This is a genomic window from Corynebacterium sp. LK10 (assembly GCF_008042455.1).
In the GTDB taxonomy this organism is placed as follows: domain Bacteria; phylum Actinomycetota; class Actinomycetes; order Mycobacteriales; family Mycobacteriaceae; genus Corynebacterium; species Corynebacterium jeikeium_D.
On the sequence record NZ_NOVT01000002.1, the window covers coordinates 368305 to 388024 of the forward strand.

The following is a 19720-nucleotide window of genomic DNA, read 5'->3' on the forward strand; positions in this document are numbered from 1 at the left end:
TGACGTGTGACTTCCTCGTCATCGGCGGGGGAGTCGCAGGGCTCAGTGCTGCGCGTAGGGCCCTTGAGCTCGGCCTCGACGTGCTGGTTATCGACAGCGTCGAGTGGCGGGTCGGTGCCCGCAAACAGCTGCGTTTCGCCGATGCCGCCACGAATCTCGCACAGGGCGGGCTCGCGGTCGTCGGGCTTGACGACGACCCCAGCGGCCATGTGGCCAATGGGTTCGATGACACCACTGATTCCCACATCGCGGATACTCTCGATGCCGGTGCCGGCCACTGCGATGAAGGGGCCGTGGCTTCTATCATCCGTGCCGGCGCTGCGGCGACCGAGTGGCTGATTGGGCTAGGCGGCACATTTGACCCGGCGCCGGATAACCCGGCCGTATATTCCCGCACCAAAGAGGGCGGACACCACGCGCGGCGCATCATTCATGCCGGTGGTGACGCCACTGGTGCTGAAATTGAGCGCGCCCTAGAAGCCTCAGTTACCGGCGTGCGAGTACTGCAGAACGCTACAGCGCGCCAGCTCATCGTTGGCAAAGACGGCCGCGTGCTGGGGGCGCTGGTAGCGGATCCCCGCGGTGGCGGCGCTATTCGCGCAGGTGCAACTCTGCTGGCTACCGGTGGCGTGGGGCATATTTATCGCGCGACCACGGCGCCCTCGGGCGCCCGCGGTGAGGCTATCGGCATGGCCTCCGACGCTGGCGCGGAGATTCGTGACATGGAGTTTATCCAGTTCCACCCGACAGTGCTCTATGACGAGCGCTCGGCATCAGACGGCACCGGCCGACGCCATCTCATCAGCGAGGCTGTCCGTGGTGAAGGAGCCATCCTCGTCGATTCCCGGGGAAACAGTGTGACCGCCGGCGTTGACCCTCGCGGGGACCTGGCTCCGCGCGATATCGTCTCGCGCGCCATCGCGACTCGCATGCGCCAGCTCGGCGAGGACCATGTCTTCCTCGACGCACGTCACATCGACAACTTCGCCGTCCGCTTTCCGACGATTACAGCGGGCCTGACCGCAGCGGAGATTGATCCGACCAAGGACCTCATTCCCGTGGCCCCGGCGGTCCACTACACCTGTGGTGGCATTGCCGTCGACCCATTCGGTGCAACTTGCGTGCCGGGTCTCTTTGCAGCCGGTGAATGCTCCGCGACGGGGCTGCACGGTGCCAACAGGTTGGCTTCCAATTCGTTGCTGGAAGGACTGGTCGTCGGCAAGCGGGTGGCCGAAAAAGTCGCTGAAACACACGCTGTGCCGGTCGGGGACGAGGAATTCGCAGCGGCGGTTGAAGGCCTGCCGCAGCCACGGCCGGAACTGGAACCGCGCCAGCTTTTCCGGTTGCAGACGGCGATGCAGGAAGGTGCTGGTGTAACGCGCAATGAGCAGAGTTTGCGGCAGGCTTTGGCGGTTATCGATCGGCTCCCGCAATCGGTTCAGGTCGTAGCCGCAAGGAAAGTTGTCGAAGCGGCATTGGCACGACCATATACTTTGGGGTGCCACACTTGGTTTGAAAAGGACAGGGATTAGCTAGCCATGACTCTTGAGAAGGACACTCTGCGCGGGGTGCTGAACGAAAACATCACCCGCGGACTCATTCGGACGGCACTGCAGGAAGATATGAGCTTCGGGCCGGATGTGACCTCGCTGTCGACAGTCTCGGCAGCTGCGCAGGCACGCGCCCGGCTGGTGGCCCGGCAAGAGGGCGTTATCGCGGCTATCGATGCGGTGGAGTGGACGCTGCAGGAGGTCATCTCGGGTGAGTTCACCGTCGAAAAGCACGTTGAAGATGGCACCCTGGTGCGTCCTGGCACAGTGCTGGCAACGATTTCTGCGCCGACTCGGGGGTTGCTGACTGCTGAGCGGACAATGCTGAATATCCTCACGCACGCCAGTGGTGTAGCTACTGCGACGCGCCAGTGGGCTGACGCAATCGTTGGCACCGGTGCGCGGGTGCGCGATTCCCGAAAGACACTGCCGGGTCTGCGCAACCTGGAAAAGTATGCGGTGACCTGCGGTGGTGGAATTAACCACCGCTATGCATTGGGCGATGAGGCACTGATTAAGGACAACCACGTGGTGGCCGTCGGTTCCGTGTCCGGTGCGTTGAAGAGGGTGCGGGCTCAGTATCCGGAGCTGCCGTGCGAGGTGGAAGTCGATACCCTCGCACAGCTCGATGAAATCCTGCCGATGAAGCCGGACATCGTCATGCTGGACAACTTCGAGGTCTGGGAGACCCAGATCGCGGTGCAGCGCCGCTCGCAGATTTCTCCGGCCACCCAGCTGGAGTCCTCTGGTGGACTGACCATCGATGTGGCTCGTGAGTACGCGTCCTGTGGTGTCGATTACCTGGCTGTGGGCGCGCTGACCCACTCGGCCAAGGTGTTCGATGTCGGACTCGACTTCGACGAGCAGTAGCTGAATCAGCCCCGGTTTCGCCTCGTAGCTTCGCCTACAGGCGACGGGCGATCTCTGCCCCAATCTCGCTTAGTGCCGACCCCCAGCGCTCCCGTGATTGCTCATCACAGGTTTCCTGTGCGCGGTAAAGCGCCTTCTCTGCAGCACCGACATCGCCCAAATGCAGGTGGCACTGTGCAATTTGTGCAAGCAGAGGCACGGCCTGGATATTGAGCTTGTCGGACTGGAAAAGTCCCGCCGCTAACTCCAGGTGATCAATGGCGCGCCCCTGATGTCCTCGACGAATCTCTGCCTGGCCGTTCAAGGTGTGCCACATCGCCCAGCGCAAGTGGCGCGGTGGGGTGTCCGCGGTCGGCTCGAAGCCGTCTTTTTCCAGGTTATCCAGCAGATCCAACCAATCCGCGGCCTTGTCCATCAGCTTTGGTGCAGAGCCACGGATGGGGCGCCCCAGACTGTCGGTCTGCGGGGCATCAGCCTTGTCGCCGAGTTCCTCGAACCCCTGCATCAGAGTTAGGGCTGCTTCCCAGAGGTTGTTTTCCTCAGCCAATGCCGTGGCGGCGTCGAAAAGCTGCTGCGGGCTAGAAGTCGCGGAATCACCAGAAGTAGTCATGACCTAACACTCTACTTTGTGTCACCGCCAGTACCGAAGTGGGCGGGGCGCTAGTATTCGTCGTCAAGCGACTGAATGATGATGACGTCAAGGGCATCGAGAACAGGATGGCCTTCCCACACGTCGCGGGGCAGAAGCTCTTCGACGCGCCGAGCATAGGCGGCGGCTCCGTCGGAATCACCCGCGTCGAGACGGTAGCGAACCCCCGCCAGCAGCGCGCGGGCGGCTTCCTCGCCATCGCCGGACTGCAGGTAGCCCTTCGCGGCGGCTTCCACATGGTTGATAGCCAACGTGTCGCGGCCAGCGGAGTAGAAGACGTAGGCGGCATCGTCGTGCCAGTCGGCGAGTGACCAGTCGTCGGAGATGAGCTTCTGAGAACGCAGCAGAAGGTCCTCAGCCTCGTTGAGCGTGTGGTCAATGGCGGCGGAAGCGTCCTCAGAGACAATCTCGCCGGTGAATTCGGAGCCCTCTTCGGAAATGACCAGGTCAATGACATGAATGATGGAACGCGCAGCCTGACGGTAGGCCTTGGCAGCGCCCTTGGTATCGCCGTTGCGTTCAAGGTGCTCGCCGTGTTCGATGAGCAGCTTTGCCGCCTGGCGGGGATTATTGCCGAGCCCCGCGGCTGTGGAGACAATAGAAAACGCCGCGTCGGTGCGTTCTTCATCGGCAGTAAATGCTGACCAGTGCGCAACTGGTTCGGCAAAGCGCAGTGCCTCGTCAACCTCGTCGGCATCGAGGAGACTGCGGGCCAAAACGAGCTGGATATCCATGGTGATGGGGTTGACTGGCATGCCCTCGGCGCTGGCGAGCGCGCGGCGGGCAAATTCGGCGGATTCCGCGAAATCGCCGTGGGCGTTGAGAAGCGCACAGAGCAGACGCACGCTGCGAAGCACCGCGACCGTGAGTCCTGCATCGAGACCAGCCTGCACGATTGGGCGTAGCTGGCGGATTGCCTCCGCTTCCTCACCAGCTTCCAGAGAGAGAAAAGCCAGAAATTGGCGCGCTTCAATCGTCGTGGTGACGGGTTCCGACTGAGGAGCCGCTGCGACGCTGGCAGCGATGCGGGCGGCCCTGCGCAGCTCACCACGGCTGTGCGCGAGCTGCGCCTCCAACAGCTTCCGGTCGTCGAAACTGCTTCGCTTTGGTGCCCAGCGTGCGGACCATTCAGAGAGCTGACCGGCGATTTCCGCCCGGCGCGCCAGCGATGCTGCGGCGCCGGCAACAGCCGCGCTGACCAGGTAGTAATAGGCCTCGCCGGGCTGTGGAGTGGTGGCGACGATGTCCTTAGCAAGGCTGATCAGCTCAGGGATTTCGGAGTCCTCGGGGCGCCGGCCGGTGATGGCATCACCTGGGTTGGCGTCGATGAAGGCCTCAGCCTCGGCGAATGCTCCGTAGGAGCGTGCGTGCAAGATCGCGGGGCGGATGTTGGCCTCAGTTGCCCAGCGCAGCCACTCGGCGCGTGCAGCAGCGGCTTCTTCTACCAATTCCAGTTGGTCGGCAACTGCATGCCTAAGTGCGTGGAATTCGCCAATGACATCGGGGGAGTTGGTAGGCGCGTCGGCCAACCAGTGCGTGTGGGCGAACTTGGTGACAGCGCGCCAACTGGTGACGTGGTCGAGCGTGGCACCGGCCTTGCGGGAAATAACCAGCAGCTCCGGGAGGGAGTCCGGCAATGCCTTTAGCGGATTGGGCAGGGGAGGAAAGTCCAAGGGATCGGACGAGTTCTCCGTTGCTGATGCGTTTTCCGAATTCACTGACACGTGGTCGGCAGCGATGCCGGCATCCCAATCGCCAACTTGAATTTCAGACTCAGAGTTTTCTTCTTCCCACCAGACCATTGGACTATCTTCGCCCGTGGCATCGGGAAGATGCAAAACTGCTTTGCTTTTCAGACCTGTACAGCCGGATGCGCTGTTAATCCGGGTTTGAAAAGCTACGCATTAGTTCACGAACTTCATCGCGCACCGGGTGATCCGGGCCGACTAGGTCGCCGATGCGAATCGCGAACCGGCGGGCGCGTTCCTCATTGTTATCACTAGCAGCAGCACGCACCGCGATAGTCAGTGTGCGGGCCGCGTCGGCAGGGGCGTGGGCTTCTAAGAAAAGCTCGGCAGCTTCGTCGGAGTACTTGTACACGCCGTCGTTGTCCCACACAGACCAGCACAGCAGCGCCTGCGCTTCGTGCCACTTGGCCGATTCCCAGGACCCAACCACGTAGCCACGTGAGCGTTCCATCAGGTGGTCGGTCAACTCACTTGTGGCGCCCACGTTACTGAGTGATAGTGCGGCATTCATCAGAGTTTCCGCAGGTGAAATCGGTGACGAGTATCCGGCACGAATATCGGCCAGCGCGTCGAAGAGCACTGCCGCATGTTCAGTATTTCCCTCTTGGACTGCCGATTCCGCCGCAATAGCACAGGAAAAATCAGTACGCGCGGAATCCTGGGTAGGCTCAGACCACTTTGCAACCGACTCCGCTTCCTGGCCGGCATGGTGGAAATCTCCGAGCTCGTACAGTGCCGTTGCCTTCAGCAGCGCGATTTCCATGGTGACTTCACAGTTGGGGTAGTCTGCCGACACATCCTGGGCGCGCTGAGTTAGCTTCAGCATCTCCCCGGCATCGGGCTTGTTGTGTGCCACCTCGAAGTTGATGTCTGCCATCTCACGAACCGCGAGAATATAGTCAGTGTCCAGTCTGTGCTGGTCCGCGACTGCCACGTTGTTTGACAGCATTCGGAACGCGGTATCGCTATTACCTGTCTCTATCGAGTACCGTGCCAAATTCTGCCTCAGCTCAAGGCCCGCGATTACGGAGCGGTTACCGATTGCATTGAGCTGTGAGGCGCAAAGTCGCGCTGCGTCGACGACTTTCCCGGCTCGGTGCAGCAGTGATGCCTCCGTCAGAGTCTTCGCCAGCGCAATCGACTCAAACTTATCCTCATTTGGCAGTGCACGAATCATCTCGTGCAGCTCCCGTGCCAAGTCCTCGCGGTTGACCTTTCGCAGGGCGCTTGCAATCCGAATCAGCGCGTCAGTCAGTGCCGCCCGCTTCTTCCACTGGCGTGGGCTAAACGGCTCCTCCGCTTCTTCGCTTGCCGACGATTCCTGCGGCCGCGGCCCATCCGCATCCGTGGTCACCGCGCTGTGACTGCTGGTTGGGGCATCCAGATCGTCGGCAAGCACGAGTGCCCGGTACGAGGTGATCTCCCTGCTCATGCGTGCGATGAGTGGGATTTCGGTCTCTGCGGCAGCAGAGGTGGGGCCATCGGCGATAAAGGTGGTGTAGCGGCGGGCTTCATCCGCCGCTAGCCGTGCCCGGGCGCGCCAGTACTCCGGGACGTTGTCGTTATCGGATGCCCATACCATCCAGTTCAGGGCGGCATCGTGCGCAGCCGTCATCATGCCGAGCGATTCGGTGACCTCGCGGACTATGCGGTAAAACGCGCCGACGTGTTCGGTAACGCCGTGGGCTTCCGGGTCAGAAAAGAGCTGTGGGTTGTAGAAATGATGCGCGAAAACTGATTCCAGTTGGCGCGTGGCCAGGGAATTGTCGGCTGCGGTCGCGTCTGCATAGGCTGCGACGAGCTCCGGCAAATCCGGGCTGTTTCCTTCCTGGTTCAACAGCTGACCTTTCTACGACTGGTTACTACTTTCCTTAACACTGTAATGGGTCACTGTGGCGGAGCTAACTTGCGCCACAGTATGAGGGGTTAAATGGGGCAATCGGTATGAACCGGGCGTGAGAAAGATATGCTTAGTTCATACTCAAGGGTGCCTTTAAGGGCGAATAGTAGCGAAAACCGTGGATAAAGTCTTTGGCTTGACCCAGATTTTCAATACTTTGTTGTCATTTCTTTGTCACTCTGAAGTGCTCACGTATGAATCCATCGTGCGAATAGGCGGTTACTAATTAATTATGTTGTCCACTATTGATCTTCGCGGTCAGACTCCCACCACCGCCACTCTGCGTCGAGTGTTGCCGCGCGGTGCGGCAGACGTTGATTCCATGATTCCCACGGTCAAACCCGTTGTCGATGACGTGGCAGCCCGTGGTGTGGAAGCGGCGATGGAGTACTCCGAGAAGTTCGACCGTATTCGTCCGGCATCCATGCGCGTTCCAGCGGAGGTTATCGATGCCGCGGAAGCCGCGCTGGAAGACGACGTCCGCTCTGCTCTGCAGGAGTCCATTGGGCGCGTGCGCGCGTTCCACGCTGCTCAGAAGCCGAATGACAAGACTGTTGAAATTCTTCCCGGCGGCATTGTCCGTGAGAAGTGGATTCCGATTTCGCGCGTCGGTCTTTACGTCCCCGGGGGCAACGCCGTCTACCCGTCGTCTGTATTGATGAACGTCATCCCAGCTCAGGAAGCTGGTGTGGAGTCCCTCGTCGTCGCCTCTCCGCCGCAGGCCGACAACGACGGCTGGCCGCACCCGACCATCCTGGCTGCCTGCAAGCTGCTTGGCGTGACCGAGGTGTGGGCCGTCGGCGGTGCACAGGCCGTCGCACTGCTCGCATACGGCGATGAAAATGAGAGCCTCGAGCCGGTCGACATGGTCACCGGTCCGGGCAACATCTTCGTTACCGCCGCTAAACGCCTGTGCCGCTCGGTCGTCGGTATCGACGCCGAAGCTGGTCCGACCGAAATTGCCATTCTTGCAGATAACGCCGCTGATCCTGTCTCCGTCGCCTACGACCTGATTTCCCAGGCAGAGCACGACATCATGGCCGCCAGCGTACTTATTACCGACGACGCCGATTTCGCCGCCGCTGTCGACCGCGAGGTCGAAAACCGCTACGAGGTCACCATGAACGCCGACCGCGTTCGTGAGGCGCTCACCGGCAAGCAGTCTGGCATCGTGCTTGTCGACGACATGAATATCGGCATCCAGGTTGCAGATGCCTACGCCGCTGAGCACCTGGAGATCCACACCGAAAACGCACAGGCCGTTGCCGAACGCATTACCAACGCTGGCGCAATCTTCATCGGTCGCTTTTCGCCGGTGCCGCTGGGCGATTACTCGGCTGGCTCCAACCACGTGTTGCCGACCTCCGGTACCGCCCGCCACGCCTCGGGGCTGTCAACGCACACCTTCCTCAAGTCGGTCCACATGATTGACTACAACGAGGCCGCGTTGAAGGAAGTTGCCGACAGCGTAGTAGTCCTGGCCAACGAAGAACGACTGCCAGCGCACGGCGAGGCCATCCGCGCCCGCTTTGAGACGCTTCTCGGCTCTGAGAGCAATGGCGCAGAAAAGGGGAACGACAACTAATGAGCAACCAGCCTGAGAACCAGTCACAGCAGTCGGTAGCCAAGTTGGTGCTGGCAGATTTGCCACTGCGCGACGAACTGCGCGGCGAGGAAGCCTACGGTGCTCCGCAGCTCGACGTCGATGTTCGCCTGAACACCAACGAAAACCCGTACCCGCCATCCGATGACCTCATCGCCGACCTGGTGGCGCAAGTGGAGAAGGTCGCCTCTGACCTCAACCGCTACCCGGACCGTGACGCAGTAGTACTGCGCAGCGCACTCGCCGACTATGTCACCCGCCAGACCGGCGTGGACATCACCGTTGACCAGGTATGGGCTGCCAACGGCTCCAACGAGATTCTCCAGCAGCTGCTGCAGGCATTCGGCGGGCCAGGGCGCAGCGCAATGGGGTTTGTGCCCAGTTACTCAATGCACCCAATCCTCTCGTCCGGCACGCAGACGGAGTTTATCGGCATCGACCGCGACCCGGAGACCTTCGACATCGACATGGATAGTGCGCTCGCGGCAATTGCCGAGCACCGTCCTGACGTCATCTTCATCACGACGCCGAACAACCCGACTGGCAACCTGACTACGCTCGCTGACTTGCGCCGCATTATTGAAGCCGCGCCGGGCATCGTCATTGTCGATGAGGCCTACGCCGAGTTCACTGAGGAGCCGTCGGCGACAACGCTGCTGGTTGAGTTCCCGTCGAAGCTGGTTGTCTCCCGCACGATGAGCAAGGCTTTCGACTTCGCAGGAGGCCGCCTCGGCTACTTCGTTGCTAACCCGGCATTTATTGATGCTGTGATGCTCGTACGTCTGCCATACCACCTGTCGACGTTGACACAGGCCGCAGCCACAGTTGCACTTCGCCACTCGGATGCGACGCTGTCGACCGTCGCAAAGCTTGCCGACGAGCGTGACCGCGTCGTAGCCGCCCTGAACAGCTATGGCTACGACGTGATTGACTCGTACTCGAACTTTGTCTTCTTCGGTCGTTTCGCCGATGCCTCGACGGCATGGCAGAGCTTCTTGGACGAGGGAGTACTCATCCGCGATGTTGGCGTGCCCGGTCGTTTGCGTGCCACTATTGGTCTGCCCAGTGAAAATGATGCACTGCTGGCGGCGGCCAAGAAATTGGCAGCGACCGCGCTGGCTTAAGCGAAATGCTGCTGGTACATCCCACTATAAGGAGAAATCTGACTTATGCACGCCAGTGATAAGGACCATCTGAAGGCAGAGCGCACTGAGCGCGTTGGCCGTGTCGAGCGCGCCACCCGCGAATCGAGCATCGTCTGCTCGGTGAATCTCGATGGCACCGGCAAGACCGATATTTCGACCGGTCTGCCGTTCTTCGACCACATGTTGACCGCTTTCGGCTCCCACGGCAGCTTCGACCTGACTGTGCACGCCAACGGCGACACCGAGGTCGATGCGCACCACACGGTGGAGGATACCGGCATTGTGATGGGGCAGGCCTTCGCCCAGGCGTTGGGGGACAAGTCTGGTATTCGTCGCTTTGGTGACTGCTATATCCCGATGGATGAAACGCTGGCACACGCAGTGGTTGATGTGTCTGGTCGCCCGTACTTCGTTGGCACTGGCGAACCAGAGCAGATGTTGACTGCCGTCATTGGTGGTCACTACGCAACGGTTATCAACGAGCATTTCTTTGAGTCCTTCGCCCTAAATGCCCGTATTGCGCTGCATGTTCGCTGTCTCTACGGGCGCGATCCGCACCACATCACCGAGGCTGAGTACAAGGCTGTGGCCCGTGCCCTGCGTGCTGCCGTCGAGGACGACCCGCGCGTCCACGGTGTGCCGTCGACCAAGGGCACTCTGTAGGTCGCAGCTGAAGTAGACGGCCACTGTAGGAAACCGGAAAATCCGCCTTAGCTGGCATTTTAGGGGAATCGATGGTAACAACGTCTGTAGACGTGCTTTTAGCGCAGGTGTCTACCGCATCGACGCTGAGCACTTATTTTTTGTTCATTGTCGCTGGTCTGCTGGTGGGCGGAACATGGTCACTCTATAAATCCGGATCGAGGGTCGGAACAATTGTCCTTGGTCTCTTATCTGTGATCGCGCTCGCCGGCGCAATTTTGTGGTTGATAGGAGTGATGGAGTAAATGGCGTCCCGGGTGATGGACCGCAGGCAGTTGGACGAACTGGACAGCATGTGGAAAGCGCCCGGACTAGTACCTACGCTAGTCGCCGTGATGGCCGCCTTCGGTGGCTGGTCACTCCTCATGCCTGTCATTCCGCAGGCAATTCTTGACGATGGCGGTGGAACCTCGCTCGCCGGTGCCTACACCGGTGTTTTTATGGCCGCTACCGTTCTCACACAGACGCAGACTCCACGTATGTGTCGCCGTCTTGGCTACGGCATGACCATGCTGATTTCAGGTCTGTTTCTGGGCTTGCCGACGATTCTGCACATCTTTGGCACCGATGCTGCTTTGGTGCTCATCATTGCGGTTCTCCGCGGTATGGGCTTCGGTGCGTTGACTGTCGCCGAGTCCGCATTGATTGCCGAGCTAGTGCCAATGAAATTTCTGGGTAAGGCCTCTGGCGTTCTCGGTGTGGCAGTTGGTTTATCTGAGCTCATTTTCTTGCCACTAGGACTAATCATTGCGGACAAGACGGGTTCTTACACCCCTGTTTATGTCTTGGGCGCCGTCATCTCGCTTGTCGGTTCGTTGATGGCACTCTTTATCCCGAAGATTAAGCCAGCGCCGAAGGAGGGCAAGGGCGGCAAGGAAGACGTCGGCGATCCTGTGCCCGGATCTGCAGCAACTCAGCCGAGCCCCGTTGAGCACGTTGCCACATGGAAGCTGGTGGCCATTCCCGCGCTCGCAATTTGCACGATTGCGATGGGCTTTGGTGGTATTTCCGCATTCCTTGCCCCGGCAGCTCGCGAAATCGATCTGGTCTCCGGTGCGGTTGTGGCTGGCCTGTCGCTGTCTGTTCTCGGTGGCGCGCAGATGGTGTTCCGTTATTTCGCAGGAATCTACGCCGACCGGAAGTCGGAGGCTGGAATTCTGCTGATTCCGGCATTGATCAGTGGTTTTATTGGTCTGCTGATGATGTCCGGCGTGGTTCTCTTTGATTTGTCGGCCTGGCTGCTGCTGGTTGCGGCCGTTTTCTACGGCGCGGGCTTCGGCATAGTGCAAAATGAGGCTCTGCTGCTGATGTTTGCCCGCCTGCCGCGTGACCGTACTGCTGAGGCCAGTGCCTTCTGGAACATGTCCTTTGACTCGGGCACTGGTATCGGCTCGTTCGTTCTGGGAGCCGTAGCCGCGGCTGCACTCCGTCCGTACCCGGCTGTCTTTGCCTTTGCGGCAGCTCTGCTGGCAGTTGGCCTCATTGGTGCGGTGCTCGACCGAATCATCGGAAAGCACCGCGTGGCGGAGTACCAGAACACCCGCGCTACGCTGCGTCGTCTGGGGGATGCCGTGAAGCGTCGTACGCCGGAGGCCGCTGTGCGTGTTGCCCGCCCGGCAAAGAATGCAGTGACGCGTTTGACGGTTCGGGACCGCAAGAAGAAGTAACTACATACAAAGAGACGTTTGAAAAAGAGTGGCTGCGCAAGTTCTTGCGCAGCCACTCTTTTGGTTATTAGATGCAACCCCCGGTGTGGGGTCAGCCGTGCCTGTTTATGCGACGGCGACGTCCATCTCGGTGAAGAGAGCCCGCAGGCGGGTTTCGATATCGTCGATAAGCGACTGCAGCTCATCGTCTGTGAGACTGTCCGGATCTGCGACATCCCATTCCACGTAGCGGTCGCCGGGGACTGCTGGTGTCTCGTCGATGCCCATGAGCACGACAACATCGGCGCGGTGGGAAACGCGGGGAGTAATCGCCTTTTGGGTGAGGCGTGAGGTGTCCACGCCACGGTCGTGAAGAGCCGCGACGACGCGAGGGTTCAGGCCATCCTCTGGATTGAGGCCGATAGTGCGGATAAAGACTTCGTCACCAACCAGGTGGTAGGCCAGGGCAGTGGCAATCTGGCTACGGCCGGAACCGCGACTATCGGCAAAGAGAATCTCTTGGCGCGGGGCGAAGTCCTTGCATCCGCTCGCGGCCTTGATGCGTTCGGTGGCCTCGCGTTCGGCGAGGACGGGGAGGAAGTTAGTCACCTTCGCAGAGTTGGACAGCTCTGCAATGACATCGTCGAGGATGGAATCGATGGTCGCAGCATCGCAGGCTGCACCGTAGAGCCGGTGAAGGTCCTCGCGGACAATGGCAAATGATTTACTAAGAACGGATGCGGTAGTCATGGCGTCGGAGCCTCTCTGTGAAAAAGTAATCAGGGGTATTAGGGATAAATCAATAACTTAGTTAACCTGTTGTTAACCTTGAGTTTACCAAAGTATTCGGTGGGCGTATACCAGCGCTTTTGCCTGTCCAGGCAGTTTTCTTGGGGTAAATGGGAAACATCGATTCCCAGCGCCTTAAAATGTCCAACTATGGAACAAGTCTCACCTTCGACGAAGACCCCAACTGTTGCCATCCTTGATTACGGCTCCGGTAATTTGCGTTCAGCTGAGCGCGCTGTGGCCACCGCGGGTGCCGAGGTTATTGTGACCGCCGATCCGAAGACCGTGATGGAGGCCGATGGTCTCCTCGTTCCCGGCGTCGGTGCCTATGCCGCATGCATGGAGGGTTTGCATCGAGTGCAAGGGCCGCGCCTGATTGGTTCTCGACTCGCAGGTGGTCGGCCGGTGATGGGAATCTGCGTTGGTATGCAGGTGCTCTTTGATCGCGGCGTCGAGTACGCCGACGGCATCCACGCAGCGGAGACCGACGCATCCGCAGCTGTCACCGGCACCCCGGGTTGTGGTGAATGGCCCGGTACTGTCGAGCGTCTCGAGGCGTCGATTCTGCCGCACATGGGCTGGAACACGGTTGAAGTACCGGAAGGCTCAAAGATGTTTAAGGGACTGGAAGATCAGCGTTTTTACTTCGTCCACTCCTACGGTGTGCGCAAGTGGGACCTTAATACGGATTCTCGCATCGCTCCGCCGCTGGTGACGTGGTCTGCCCACGAATCCGATCGGTTTATCGCAGCCGTGGAAAACGGTCCGCTGTGGGCCACGCAGTTCCACCCTGAGAAGTCTGGTGAAGCAGGGTTGAAGCTGCTGCAGAACTGGGTGGACACGCTGTAGTTGCCCAATCGGTAGTATCTGCCCTAACCGCACTACCTGGTAGGTGACGGAGTTTCGCCACCTAGACCACCTATACTGAGATAACTAGCAACAAGCATCGTGGTGACAATCGCCACAACGCCCAAAAGTCGAAGAGAGTAGAGCCCCCATGAGTTTGACCCTGCTGCCCGCTGTAGACGTAGCCGATGGCCAGGCTGTGCGCCTTGTTCAGGGTGCTGCTGGAACCGAGACTTCCTATGGTGCACCGCTGGAAGCTGCCATGAATTGGCAGAACGCAGGCGCTGAGTGGATCCACCTGGTCGACCTCGATGCCGCGTTCGGTCGCGGTTCGAACTACGACCTGCTTGCCGACGTGGTGGGCAAGCTCGACGTGAAGGTGGAGCTCTCCGGCGGTATCCGTGACAACGCTTCGCTCGAGGCTGCGCTGGCCACCGGCTGTGCCCGCGTCAATATTGGCACCGCCGCACTGGAGAATCCGGAGTGGTGCCGCGAGGTTATCGCCAACTACGGCGACCGTGTAGCCATTGGTCTGGATGTTCTTAACGAAGAGGGGCAGTGGCGCCTGCGCGGCCGCGGCTGGGTCTCCGACGGCGGTGACCTCTGGGAGGTGCTGGAGCGCCTGGATGCTCAGGGTGCATCCCGTTTCGTGGTGACTGACGTCTCCAAGGACGGCACCCTGCAGGGGCCGAATGTGGAACTGCTGCGCGAGGTCGCCGCTGCTACCGATGCTCCAATCGTCGCTTCTGGCGGTGTCAGCAGCCTGGACGACATTGCAGCTATTGCCACACTGGTCGATGAGGGCGTTGACTCCGCAATTGTGGGTAAGGCGCTCTACGCAGGGCGTTTCACCCTGGAAGAGGCCCTGGCAGTAGCTCGCGGCTAAAGAGAACACTTTCGTGGCCGGGCCGGGGAGACGTCGTCAAGCGAAAGCGTTAACGAGCAAACGGCACCCCGGCTGAGACGGCGGATGAAGGATTTAGAAAGTATGGATGCCCTGGAACCGCGGGCGATGCTCGCTATTGCTGAAGCGGCGCTCGATGAGGTCGAAGGCCTGTTCACGCAGCAGGTGGGCGCGGACCCGGTTGTCATGAAGCCGCGCGGAGATTTCGCGACGGAGACCGACCTGGAAATTGAGCGTCGTCTGCGCCAGCTCCTCACGCAGTATTCTGGCCTGCCCGTCTACGGCGAAGAATTCGGTGGCAAAGTCCCCGAGGAACATACCGCCTGGGTCATCGATCCGATTGACGGCACCACGAACTATTCCAACGGCTTTCCGCTGTGTGCCATGCTGCTCACACTCATGCATGAGGGGGAGCCGGTGGTTGGTATTACCTCCATGCCTCTGCTACGCCGGCGTATTACCGCAGCTAAAGGTAGCGGCACGTTCGTCAACGGCCGTCGCGTCAACATCGACGCCGAGGCCGGCCGCCCGGTTTCGATTGCCTTCGGGTCCGTCATCGCGAGTACCGACGGCACACTCCCGCGCAAGTGGCGCCAACTGCTGCTGTCAAAGGTGGGCGAACGCTATCCGACGATCCGAATTACTGGCTCTGTCGGAGTGGACTTGGGTTCCACCGCGATGGGGGCATTCGGCGGCACCGTGACTTTCTCACCGCATGTGTGGGATAACGCAGCTGGTGTACTTCAGATTTCCGAAGCTGGTGGCGTGGTCACAGACTTGGCGGGCAATCCTTGGCGGCATGATTCCGTAGGCGTGCTGGCGGGAACTCGCGATGTTCATGCCACGCTGCGGTCGATTATTGACCAACTGGGTCGTCCGGAGACTTTCCGGAGCTAAACCGTGGGCGACGCCCCTGAGCTGGGTGGTTGCGCAAACCGTCGAGCCACAACTTTGAGCTAACACGAGGAGAACTTAAAAACTATGTCTCTGGCAGTACGCGTGATTCCTTGCCTGGATGTCAACAATGGGCGGGTCGTCAAGGGGGTCAACTTTGAGAATCTCCGTGATGCCGGCGATCCGGTGGAGCTGGCTCGCCGCTATGGCGAGGAGGGCGCTGATGAGCTGACCTTCCTGGATGTCACGGCTTCCAAGGATGGCCGTGGCACCATGCTCGACGTGGTGCGTCGCACCGCAAGTGAGGTCTTCATTCCGCTGACGGTCGGCGGTGGTGTGCGCAGCGTCGAGGATGTCGACCAACTGCTTCGCGCCGGAGCCGACAAGGTCAGTGTCAATACCGCTGCGATTGCACGTCCGGAACTGCTCAGCGAGCTGTCGCGCCGCTTCGGTGCGCAGTGTGTCGTCCTGTCGGTGGATGCCCGCCGCGTTCCCGAGGGAGGCACGCCGCAGCCGTCGGGCTTCGAGGTGACGACGCACGGTGGTTCACGCTCGGCCGGGATTGACGCCGTCGAGTGGGCACGCCGTGGCGAGGAGCTCGGGGTCGGCGAGATTCTGCTGAACTCCATGGATGGCGACGGCACCAAGGATGGCTTCGACCTGGAGCTGCTGGAGAGAGTCCGCGCTGCCGTCGACGTCCCGGTGATCGCCTCTGGCGGTGCGGGCAAGGCAGAGCACTTCCCCCCGGCAGTGCGCGCCGGTGCCAACGCGGTTTTGGCCGCATCCATTTTCCACTTCGGCGAGGTCAGCATTGCTGAGGTTAAGGAAGAGATGGCCCGCGAGGGGATCGAGGTGCGCCAGTGACTGGTCTAGCCCCGGGCGCTGCAGCTCACGGCGCCGGAGACGATCCGCGTGAGTACACGCTCCCAGCAGATATCGCGAACATCGCCAAGTTCAACGCTGACGGCTTGATTCCGGCCATTGTGCAGGAAGAATCCACTGGTCGCGTGCTCATGATGGCATGGATGGATTCCCACGCGCTGGCGTACACCATCGCTACCAAGCGCGGCACTTACTGGTCGCGCTCCCGGTCCGAGTACTGGATTAAGGGGCTTACTAGTGGCCATTTCCAGACCGTGACATCGCTGGCGTTGGACTGTGATGGCGATACCGTGCTGATGCAGGTAGTGCAGGACGGCGCGGCATGCCACACTGGCTCGCATAGCTGCTTTGACGTGCATCCCGTGTTCGAGGGCTAATCAGTCGATCCGGGTTGCCGAGGTGGGGATTTCGTCGTCAAGCGCGCCCACCTCCGGTGAAGTCCGGGGTTAAGTGATGTGCAATCCGGGGTGCGTGGCACAATAGCGGCTATGACTCGTATCACCATGACCACGCGTGAGCGCTTTCGTGAACTGGCTGCACACCATCGGGTCGTGCCCGTGGTTCGCAAGGTTTTGGCGGACGGCGAAACGGCGCTGTCGGCCTACCGTAAGCTCGCGGCCGATCGTCCCGGCACTTTCTTGCTGGAGTCCTCCGATGTGGGGCAGTCGTGGTCGCGCTGGTCATTTATCGGTTGCGGCAGTCGTGCTGCGCTGACGGTGGATGATGCGGGGGAGGCAACCTGGATTGGCAATGCGCCGTCGGGTGCGCCAGAGGGCGGAAATCCGTTGGATGCTCTGCGTCGCACGCTGGAGCTGCTGCACACGGAGCTTCCGCTTGCCGACGATGCCTCGGTACCCAAGCTCACCTCTGGTCTCGTTGGCTACTTCGGGCATGACATTGTCCGCTACATCGAGCCACAGCTGCCGGATACCACTGACAATGATTTGCAGATTCCTGAGCTCATGCAGTTGCTGGTGGAGGACCTGGCTGCTTTTGACCACCACGAGGGCGTGCTGTGGCTGATTTCTAATGCAGTGAACTGGGACGGCTCGGATGAGCGGATTGACCAGGCGTATGACACCGCCTGTGATCGGGTCAATGCGATGGTGGAGCGGCTGTCGGGGTCCTCTGATCTGCGTCCGGCGGAAATTAGCTTCCCAGAGCCGGTGATTCGTCGCCAGCGCGCCGCCGACGACCACATGGATCGTATTGAGCGTTGCAAGGACCACATCCGAGCTGGTGATGCGTTCCAGATTGTGCTCTCGCAGCGGTTCGAGATGGACACGCAGGCGTCAGCATTTGATATCTACCGCATCCTGCGGGTTTCCAATCCGTCGCCCTACATGTTCCTGGTCAACGTTCCAACCAAGGACTTCTCCGCTACCGCTTTTCAAATTGTCGGTTCCTCCCCGGAATCACTCGTGGCAGTTCAGGGCAGTGAGGTCATCACCAATCCCATCGCGGGCACACGTCCGCGCGGTGCCACGGTGGAGCAGGACAATGCGCTGGAAGCTGATTTGCTGGCAGACGAGAAGGAAAATAGTGAGCATCTGATGCTCGTTGATCTTGGCCGCAATGACCTCGGACGTGTCTGCCGCCCAGGCAGTGTTGTTGTGCACGACTTCCGTCATATTGAGCGCTACAGTCACGTTATGCATCTGGTCTCTACGGTCACCGGCGAGCTTTCCAGCGACGCCACTGCCGTCGACGCGTTCGCGGCCACCTTCCCAGCGGGAACGCTGTCGGGTGCGCCGAAGCCTTCCGCGCTGAGCATTATCGACAAGCTCGAAGACACGCGTCGGGGTGTTTACGGCGGCACTGTTGGATACTTTGACTTCCGGGGCAATACCGATCAGGCAATTGCCATCCGCACAGGTGTGAAGAAGGGCGATACGGTCTATGTTCAGGCTGGCGGCGGAATTGTCAGTGACTCTGACCCGGTGGCAGAGGATGAGGAGACCCGCAACAAGGCCGCGGCCGTGCTGCGAGCTGTCGCGGCAGCTGAGACACTAGTCCCAGCGGAAAGGAGCTAGGTTTTCGATGAAGTCGACAACGATGCTCTCCGGTGGCCTCATTGGTGTGGCCGCAGCGGGAATGTGGTTGTGCAGCCGTAGTGCATGGCTGACGGTCGATACTGTTGATGACAAGTCCGGTCCAGCGACCACAGATTTGGTGGGCGCAGTCTGGGCTCCAGAGTTGACGTCGATTGCGCTGGCAATGGTGGCTGCACTGTTTGCCACCACCATTTTGGGCTCACTGGGGCGCCGTATCGTCGGTGGCCTCGCGGCGCTGCTCGCAGTTGCGGCGTCGTGGACTCCGATGACTCTGCTTGCCAGCGGAGAAGACGGGGTGGATTCCCAGCGGGCACTGGATTTGTTGACGTCGGGAAGCGCCTCACAACGCGCCAGTGATGCGGTGACTGTGGCAGACTGGGCGCAGATCTCAGCGATTGAAGTGCATGCGATGGGGCCATCCCTGGCCTTGCTGTGCTGCGCATTGGCGCTGGTCGGGGCGGTATTGTTGGTGCGTCGACCGGGTACTGTGAAGAAGCAGAAGTCCAGCGCGTATGAGACCCCGGAGGTACGCCGTCAGCGTATCGCCGAGGACCTGGAGGAAGACCCACAGTCGGGTCGAGTTCTGTGGGATGCTTTGGATGCCGGTGTAGATCCTACGGATCTGGATAAGGAGTAAGGCCGTGGCTAACGTTCTGGACAAGATTATTGAGGGCGTGCGGGAAGATCTCGCTGCTCGGGAAGCCAAGATTTCCTACGGTGAAATCAAGGAGCTCTCGCTGAAGGCGCCGTCGCCGATTGATGCCGTGGCGGCACTGGCTAAGCCCGGGGTGCAGGTGATTGCAGAGGTCAAGCGTGCCTCTCCGTCGAAGGGAGAGCTGGCTGACATCCCTTCGCCGGAGGTCTTGGCGGCAGAGTACGAGCAGGGTGGCGCGGCTGTCATTTCCTGTCTGACTGAGGAGCGCCGCTTCCGCGGTTCGCTCGCCGACCTCGATGCCGTGCGCCGCGCGGTCAACATTCCAGTGCTGCGCAAGGATTTCATCGTCACTCCGTACCAGGTCCATGAGGCCCGCGCACACGGTGCCGACCTGGTGCTGCTGATGTGCTCCGCTTTGGATCAGCCGACGCTGGAATCCCTGCTGGATCGCACCGAGTCGCTTGGCATGAACGCTCTGGTTGAGGCGCACACCGAAGAAGAGGTCGAGCGCGCCGAGGCCGCTGGTGCCAAGATCCTCGGCATCAACGCCCGCAATCTAAAGACCCTCGACGTGGATCTCTCCGTGTACGAACGCCTTGCGCCGATGTTGCCGGATCATGTTGTGAAGGTGGCAGAGTCCGGTGTCAAGGGGCCGGAGGAACTGCGCTACTACGCCTCCCACGGCGCCGACGCGGTACTGGTGGGCGAGGGCCTGGTTACCGCGGGCAAGCCGGGTGAGGCTTGCCGACGTCTCGTTGCCGCCGGTGTCCACCCGACACTCCGCAGCGAGTAGTGATAGACCGCAGTTGCGATAAGCAGCTGTACCGCGCTGCGATCTGCGCCTAGTTTGGTTGCGTGTCGCACCTGTTGTGCTGGCACGCCA

The 19720-nt window shown here is 60.5% G+C and carries 18 protein-coding genes; 14 read left to right on the plus strand and 4 right to left on the minus strand.

All coding sequences use genetic code 11. From position 1 onward, the window contains the following. Nucleotides 1–20: 20 nt before the first annotated feature. Both CHU70_RS01600 and nadC read left to right on the plus strand, forming a co-directional pair. Nucleotides 21–1532, plus strand: coding sequence for an L-aspartate oxidase (locus CHU70_RS01600; protein ID WP_242451346.1), 1512 nt, complete (start codon nt 21–23; stop codon nt 1530–1532). A 6-nt stretch (nt 1533–1538) separates the two neighbouring features. Continuing rightward, entirely contained in the window at nt 1539–2420 is an 882-nt protein-coding gene (gene nadC, locus CHU70_RS01605) for a carboxylating nicotinate-nucleotide diphosphorylase (protein ID WP_048734667.1), read from the plus strand. Between the two features lie 34 nt (nt 2421–2454). Here nadC and CHU70_RS01610 read toward each other — a convergent pair whose 3' ends face one another. Genes CHU70_RS01610 through CHU70_RS01620 form a run of 3 tightly spaced genes read right to left on the minus strand, consistent with a single transcriptional unit; the run spans nt 2455 to nt 6654 of the window. Next, the gene (locus CHU70_RS01610) at nt 2455–3030 is read right to left on the minus strand and encodes a hypothetical protein (RefSeq protein WP_048734664.1); all 576 of its coding nucleotides are present in this window, start codon (nt 3028–3030) and stop codon (nt 2455–2457) included. 50 nt (nt 3031–3080) lie between these two features. Beyond that, the gene (locus CHU70_RS01615; RefSeq protein WP_242451343.1) at nt 3081–4907 is read right to left on the minus strand and encodes a hypothetical protein; all 1827 of its coding nucleotides are present in this window, start codon (nt 4905–4907) and stop codon (nt 3081–3083) included. 40 nt (nt 4908–4947) lie between these two features. Then, on the minus strand, nt 4948–6654 hold the full coding sequence (locus tag CHU70_RS01620; protein ID WP_147719389.1) for a hypothetical protein: 1707 nt from the start codon (nt 6652–6654) through the stop codon (nt 4948–4950). Between the two features lie 295 nt (nt 6655–6949). Between CHU70_RS01620 and hisD the strand changes: the two genes are divergently transcribed. From hisD to CHU70_RS01645, 4 genes are all read left to right on the plus strand, one after another. Then, nucleotides 6950–8302, plus strand: a complete 1353-nt coding sequence (hisD, locus tag CHU70_RS01625) for a histidinol dehydrogenase (RefSeq protein WP_070438960.1) — start codon at nt 6950–6952, stop codon at nt 8300–8302. After that, a complete protein-coding gene (locus tag CHU70_RS01630; RefSeq protein ID WP_070545583.1) occupies nt 8302–9444 on the plus strand; it encodes a histidinol-phosphate transaminase in 1143 nt (380 codons plus the stop codon). Before hisD ends, CHU70_RS01630 begins: the two co-directional genes overlap by 1 nt. 45 nt (nt 9445–9489) lie before the next feature. Next, nucleotides 9490–10128, plus strand: a complete 639-nt coding sequence (gene hisB, locus CHU70_RS01635) for an imidazoleglycerol-phosphate dehydratase HisB (RefSeq protein ID WP_147719390.1) — start codon at nt 9490–9492, stop codon at nt 10126–10128. Nucleotides 10129–10412: 284 nt separating this feature from the next. Continuing rightward, a complete protein-coding gene (locus CHU70_RS01645) occupies nt 10413–11834 on the plus strand; it encodes an MFS transporter (protein ID WP_016422949.1) in 1422 nt (473 codons plus the stop codon). Between the two features lie 105 nt (nt 11835–11939). On the opposite strand, the gene CHU70_RS01650 is transcribed toward CHU70_RS01645, so the two are convergent. Then, on the minus strand, nt 11940–12563 hold the full coding sequence (locus tag CHU70_RS01650) for a low molecular weight phosphatase family protein (RefSeq protein ID WP_016422948.1): 624 nt from the start codon (nt 12561–12563) through the stop codon (nt 11940–11942). 189 nt (nt 12564–12752) lie between these two features. Between CHU70_RS01650 and hisH the strand changes: the two genes are divergently transcribed. From hisH to trpC, 8 genes are all read left to right on the plus strand, one after another. Next, nucleotides 12753–13451, plus strand: coding sequence for an imidazole glycerol phosphate synthase subunit HisH (gene hisH / locus CHU70_RS01655; protein ID WP_147719391.1), 699 nt, complete (start codon nt 12753–12755; stop codon nt 13449–13451). 148 nt (nt 13452–13599) lie between these two features. After that, on the plus strand, nt 13600–14334 hold the full coding sequence (gene priA, locus CHU70_RS01660) for a bifunctional 1-(5-phosphoribosyl)-5-((5-phosphoribosylamino)methylideneamino)imidazole-4-carboxamide isomerase/phosphoribosylanthranilate isomerase PriA (protein ID WP_016422946.1): 735 nt from the start codon (nt 13600–13602) through the stop codon (nt 14332–14334). A 102-nt stretch (nt 14335–14436) separates the two neighbouring features. Beyond that, nucleotides 14437–15249 (plus strand): inositol monophosphatase, encoded by an 813-nt coding sequence (locus CHU70_RS01665; RefSeq protein WP_048734639.1) that lies wholly within the window; start codon nt 14437–14439, stop codon nt 15247–15249. 84 nt (nt 15250–15333) lie between these two features. After that, complete coding sequence (hisF, locus tag CHU70_RS01670; protein WP_070429588.1) at nt 15334–16110, plus strand: imidazole glycerol phosphate synthase subunit HisF; 777 nt, start codon at nt 15334–15336, stop codon at nt 16108–16110. After that, on the plus strand, nt 16107–16505 hold the full coding sequence (hisI, locus tag CHU70_RS01675) for a phosphoribosyl-AMP cyclohydrolase (protein ID WP_048734633.1): 399 nt from the start codon (nt 16107–16109) through the stop codon (nt 16503–16505). Before hisF ends, hisI begins: the two co-directional genes overlap by 4 nt. 111 nt (nt 16506–16616) lie before the next feature. Next, the gene (locus CHU70_RS01680) at nt 16617–18161 is read left to right on the plus strand and encodes an anthranilate synthase component I (protein ID WP_048734630.1); all 1545 of its coding nucleotides are present in this window, start codon (nt 16617–16619) and stop codon (nt 18159–18161) included. A 7-nt stretch (nt 18162–18168) separates the two neighbouring features. Further along, nucleotides 18169–18819 carry a TIGR02234 family membrane protein gene (locus CHU70_RS01685; protein ID WP_049182100.1) on the plus strand — a complete coding sequence of 217 codons (651 nt, stop codon included), beginning with the start codon at nt 18169–18171 and terminating at the stop codon, nt 18817–18819. Between the two features lie 4 nt (nt 18820–18823). After that, nucleotides 18824–19630 carry an indole-3-glycerol phosphate synthase TrpC gene (gene trpC, locus CHU70_RS01690; RefSeq protein ID WP_016422942.1) on the plus strand — a complete coding sequence of 269 codons (807 nt, stop codon included), beginning with the start codon at nt 18824–18826 and terminating at the stop codon, nt 19628–19630. Nucleotides 19631–19720 lie beyond the last annotated feature (90 nt).

What these genes read in the sequence shown, in the direction of transcription:
- CHU70_RS01665 (WP_048734639.1), top strand. Translation starts at nt 14,437, where the DNA reads ATGGATGCCCTGGAACCGCGGGCGATGCTCGCTATTGCTGAAGCGGCG.
- hisF (WP_070429588.1), top strand. Translation starts at nt 15,334, where the DNA reads ATGTCTCTGGCAGTACGCGTGATTCCTTGCCTGGATGTCAACAATGGG.
- CHU70_RS01645 (WP_016422949.1), top strand. Translation starts at nt 10,413, where the DNA reads ATGGCGTCCCGGGTGATGGACCGCAGGCAGTTGGACGAACTGGACAGC.
- CHU70_RS01630 (WP_070545583.1), top strand. Translation starts at nt 8,302, where the DNA reads ATGAGCAACCAGCCTGAGAACCAGTCACAGCAGTCGGTAGCCAAGTTG.
- CHU70_RS01610 (WP_048734664.1), bottom strand. Translation starts at nt 3,030, where the DNA reads ATGACTACTTCTGGTGATTCCGCGACTTCTAGCCCGCAGCAGCTTTTC.
- hisH (WP_147719391.1), top strand. Translation starts at nt 12,753, where the DNA reads ATGGAACAAGTCTCACCTTCGACGAAGACCCCAACTGTTGCCATCCTT.
- nadC (WP_048734667.1), top strand. Translation starts at nt 1,539, where the DNA reads ATGACTCTTGAGAAGGACACTCTGCGCGGGGTGCTGAACGAAAACATC.
- hisD (WP_070438960.1), top strand. Translation starts at nt 6,950, where the DNA reads ATGTTGTCCACTATTGATCTTCGCGGTCAGACTCCCACCACCGCCACT.
- hisB (WP_147719390.1), top strand. Translation starts at nt 9,490, where the DNA reads ATGCACGCCAGTGATAAGGACCATCTGAAGGCAGAGCGCACTGAGCGC.
- CHU70_RS01685 (WP_049182100.1), top strand. Translation starts at nt 18,169, where the DNA reads ATGAAGTCGACAACGATGCTCTCCGGTGGCCTCATTGGTGTGGCCGCA.
- CHU70_RS01680 (WP_048734630.1), top strand. Translation starts at nt 16,617, where the DNA reads ATGACTCGTATCACCATGACCACGCGTGAGCGCTTTCGTGAACTGGCT.
- priA (WP_016422946.1), top strand. Translation starts at nt 13,600, where the DNA reads ATGAGTTTGACCCTGCTGCCCGCTGTAGACGTAGCCGATGGCCAGGCT.
- CHU70_RS01650 (WP_016422948.1), bottom strand. Translation starts at nt 12,563, where the DNA reads ATGACTACCGCATCCGTTCTTAGTAAATCATTTGCCATTGTCCGCGAG.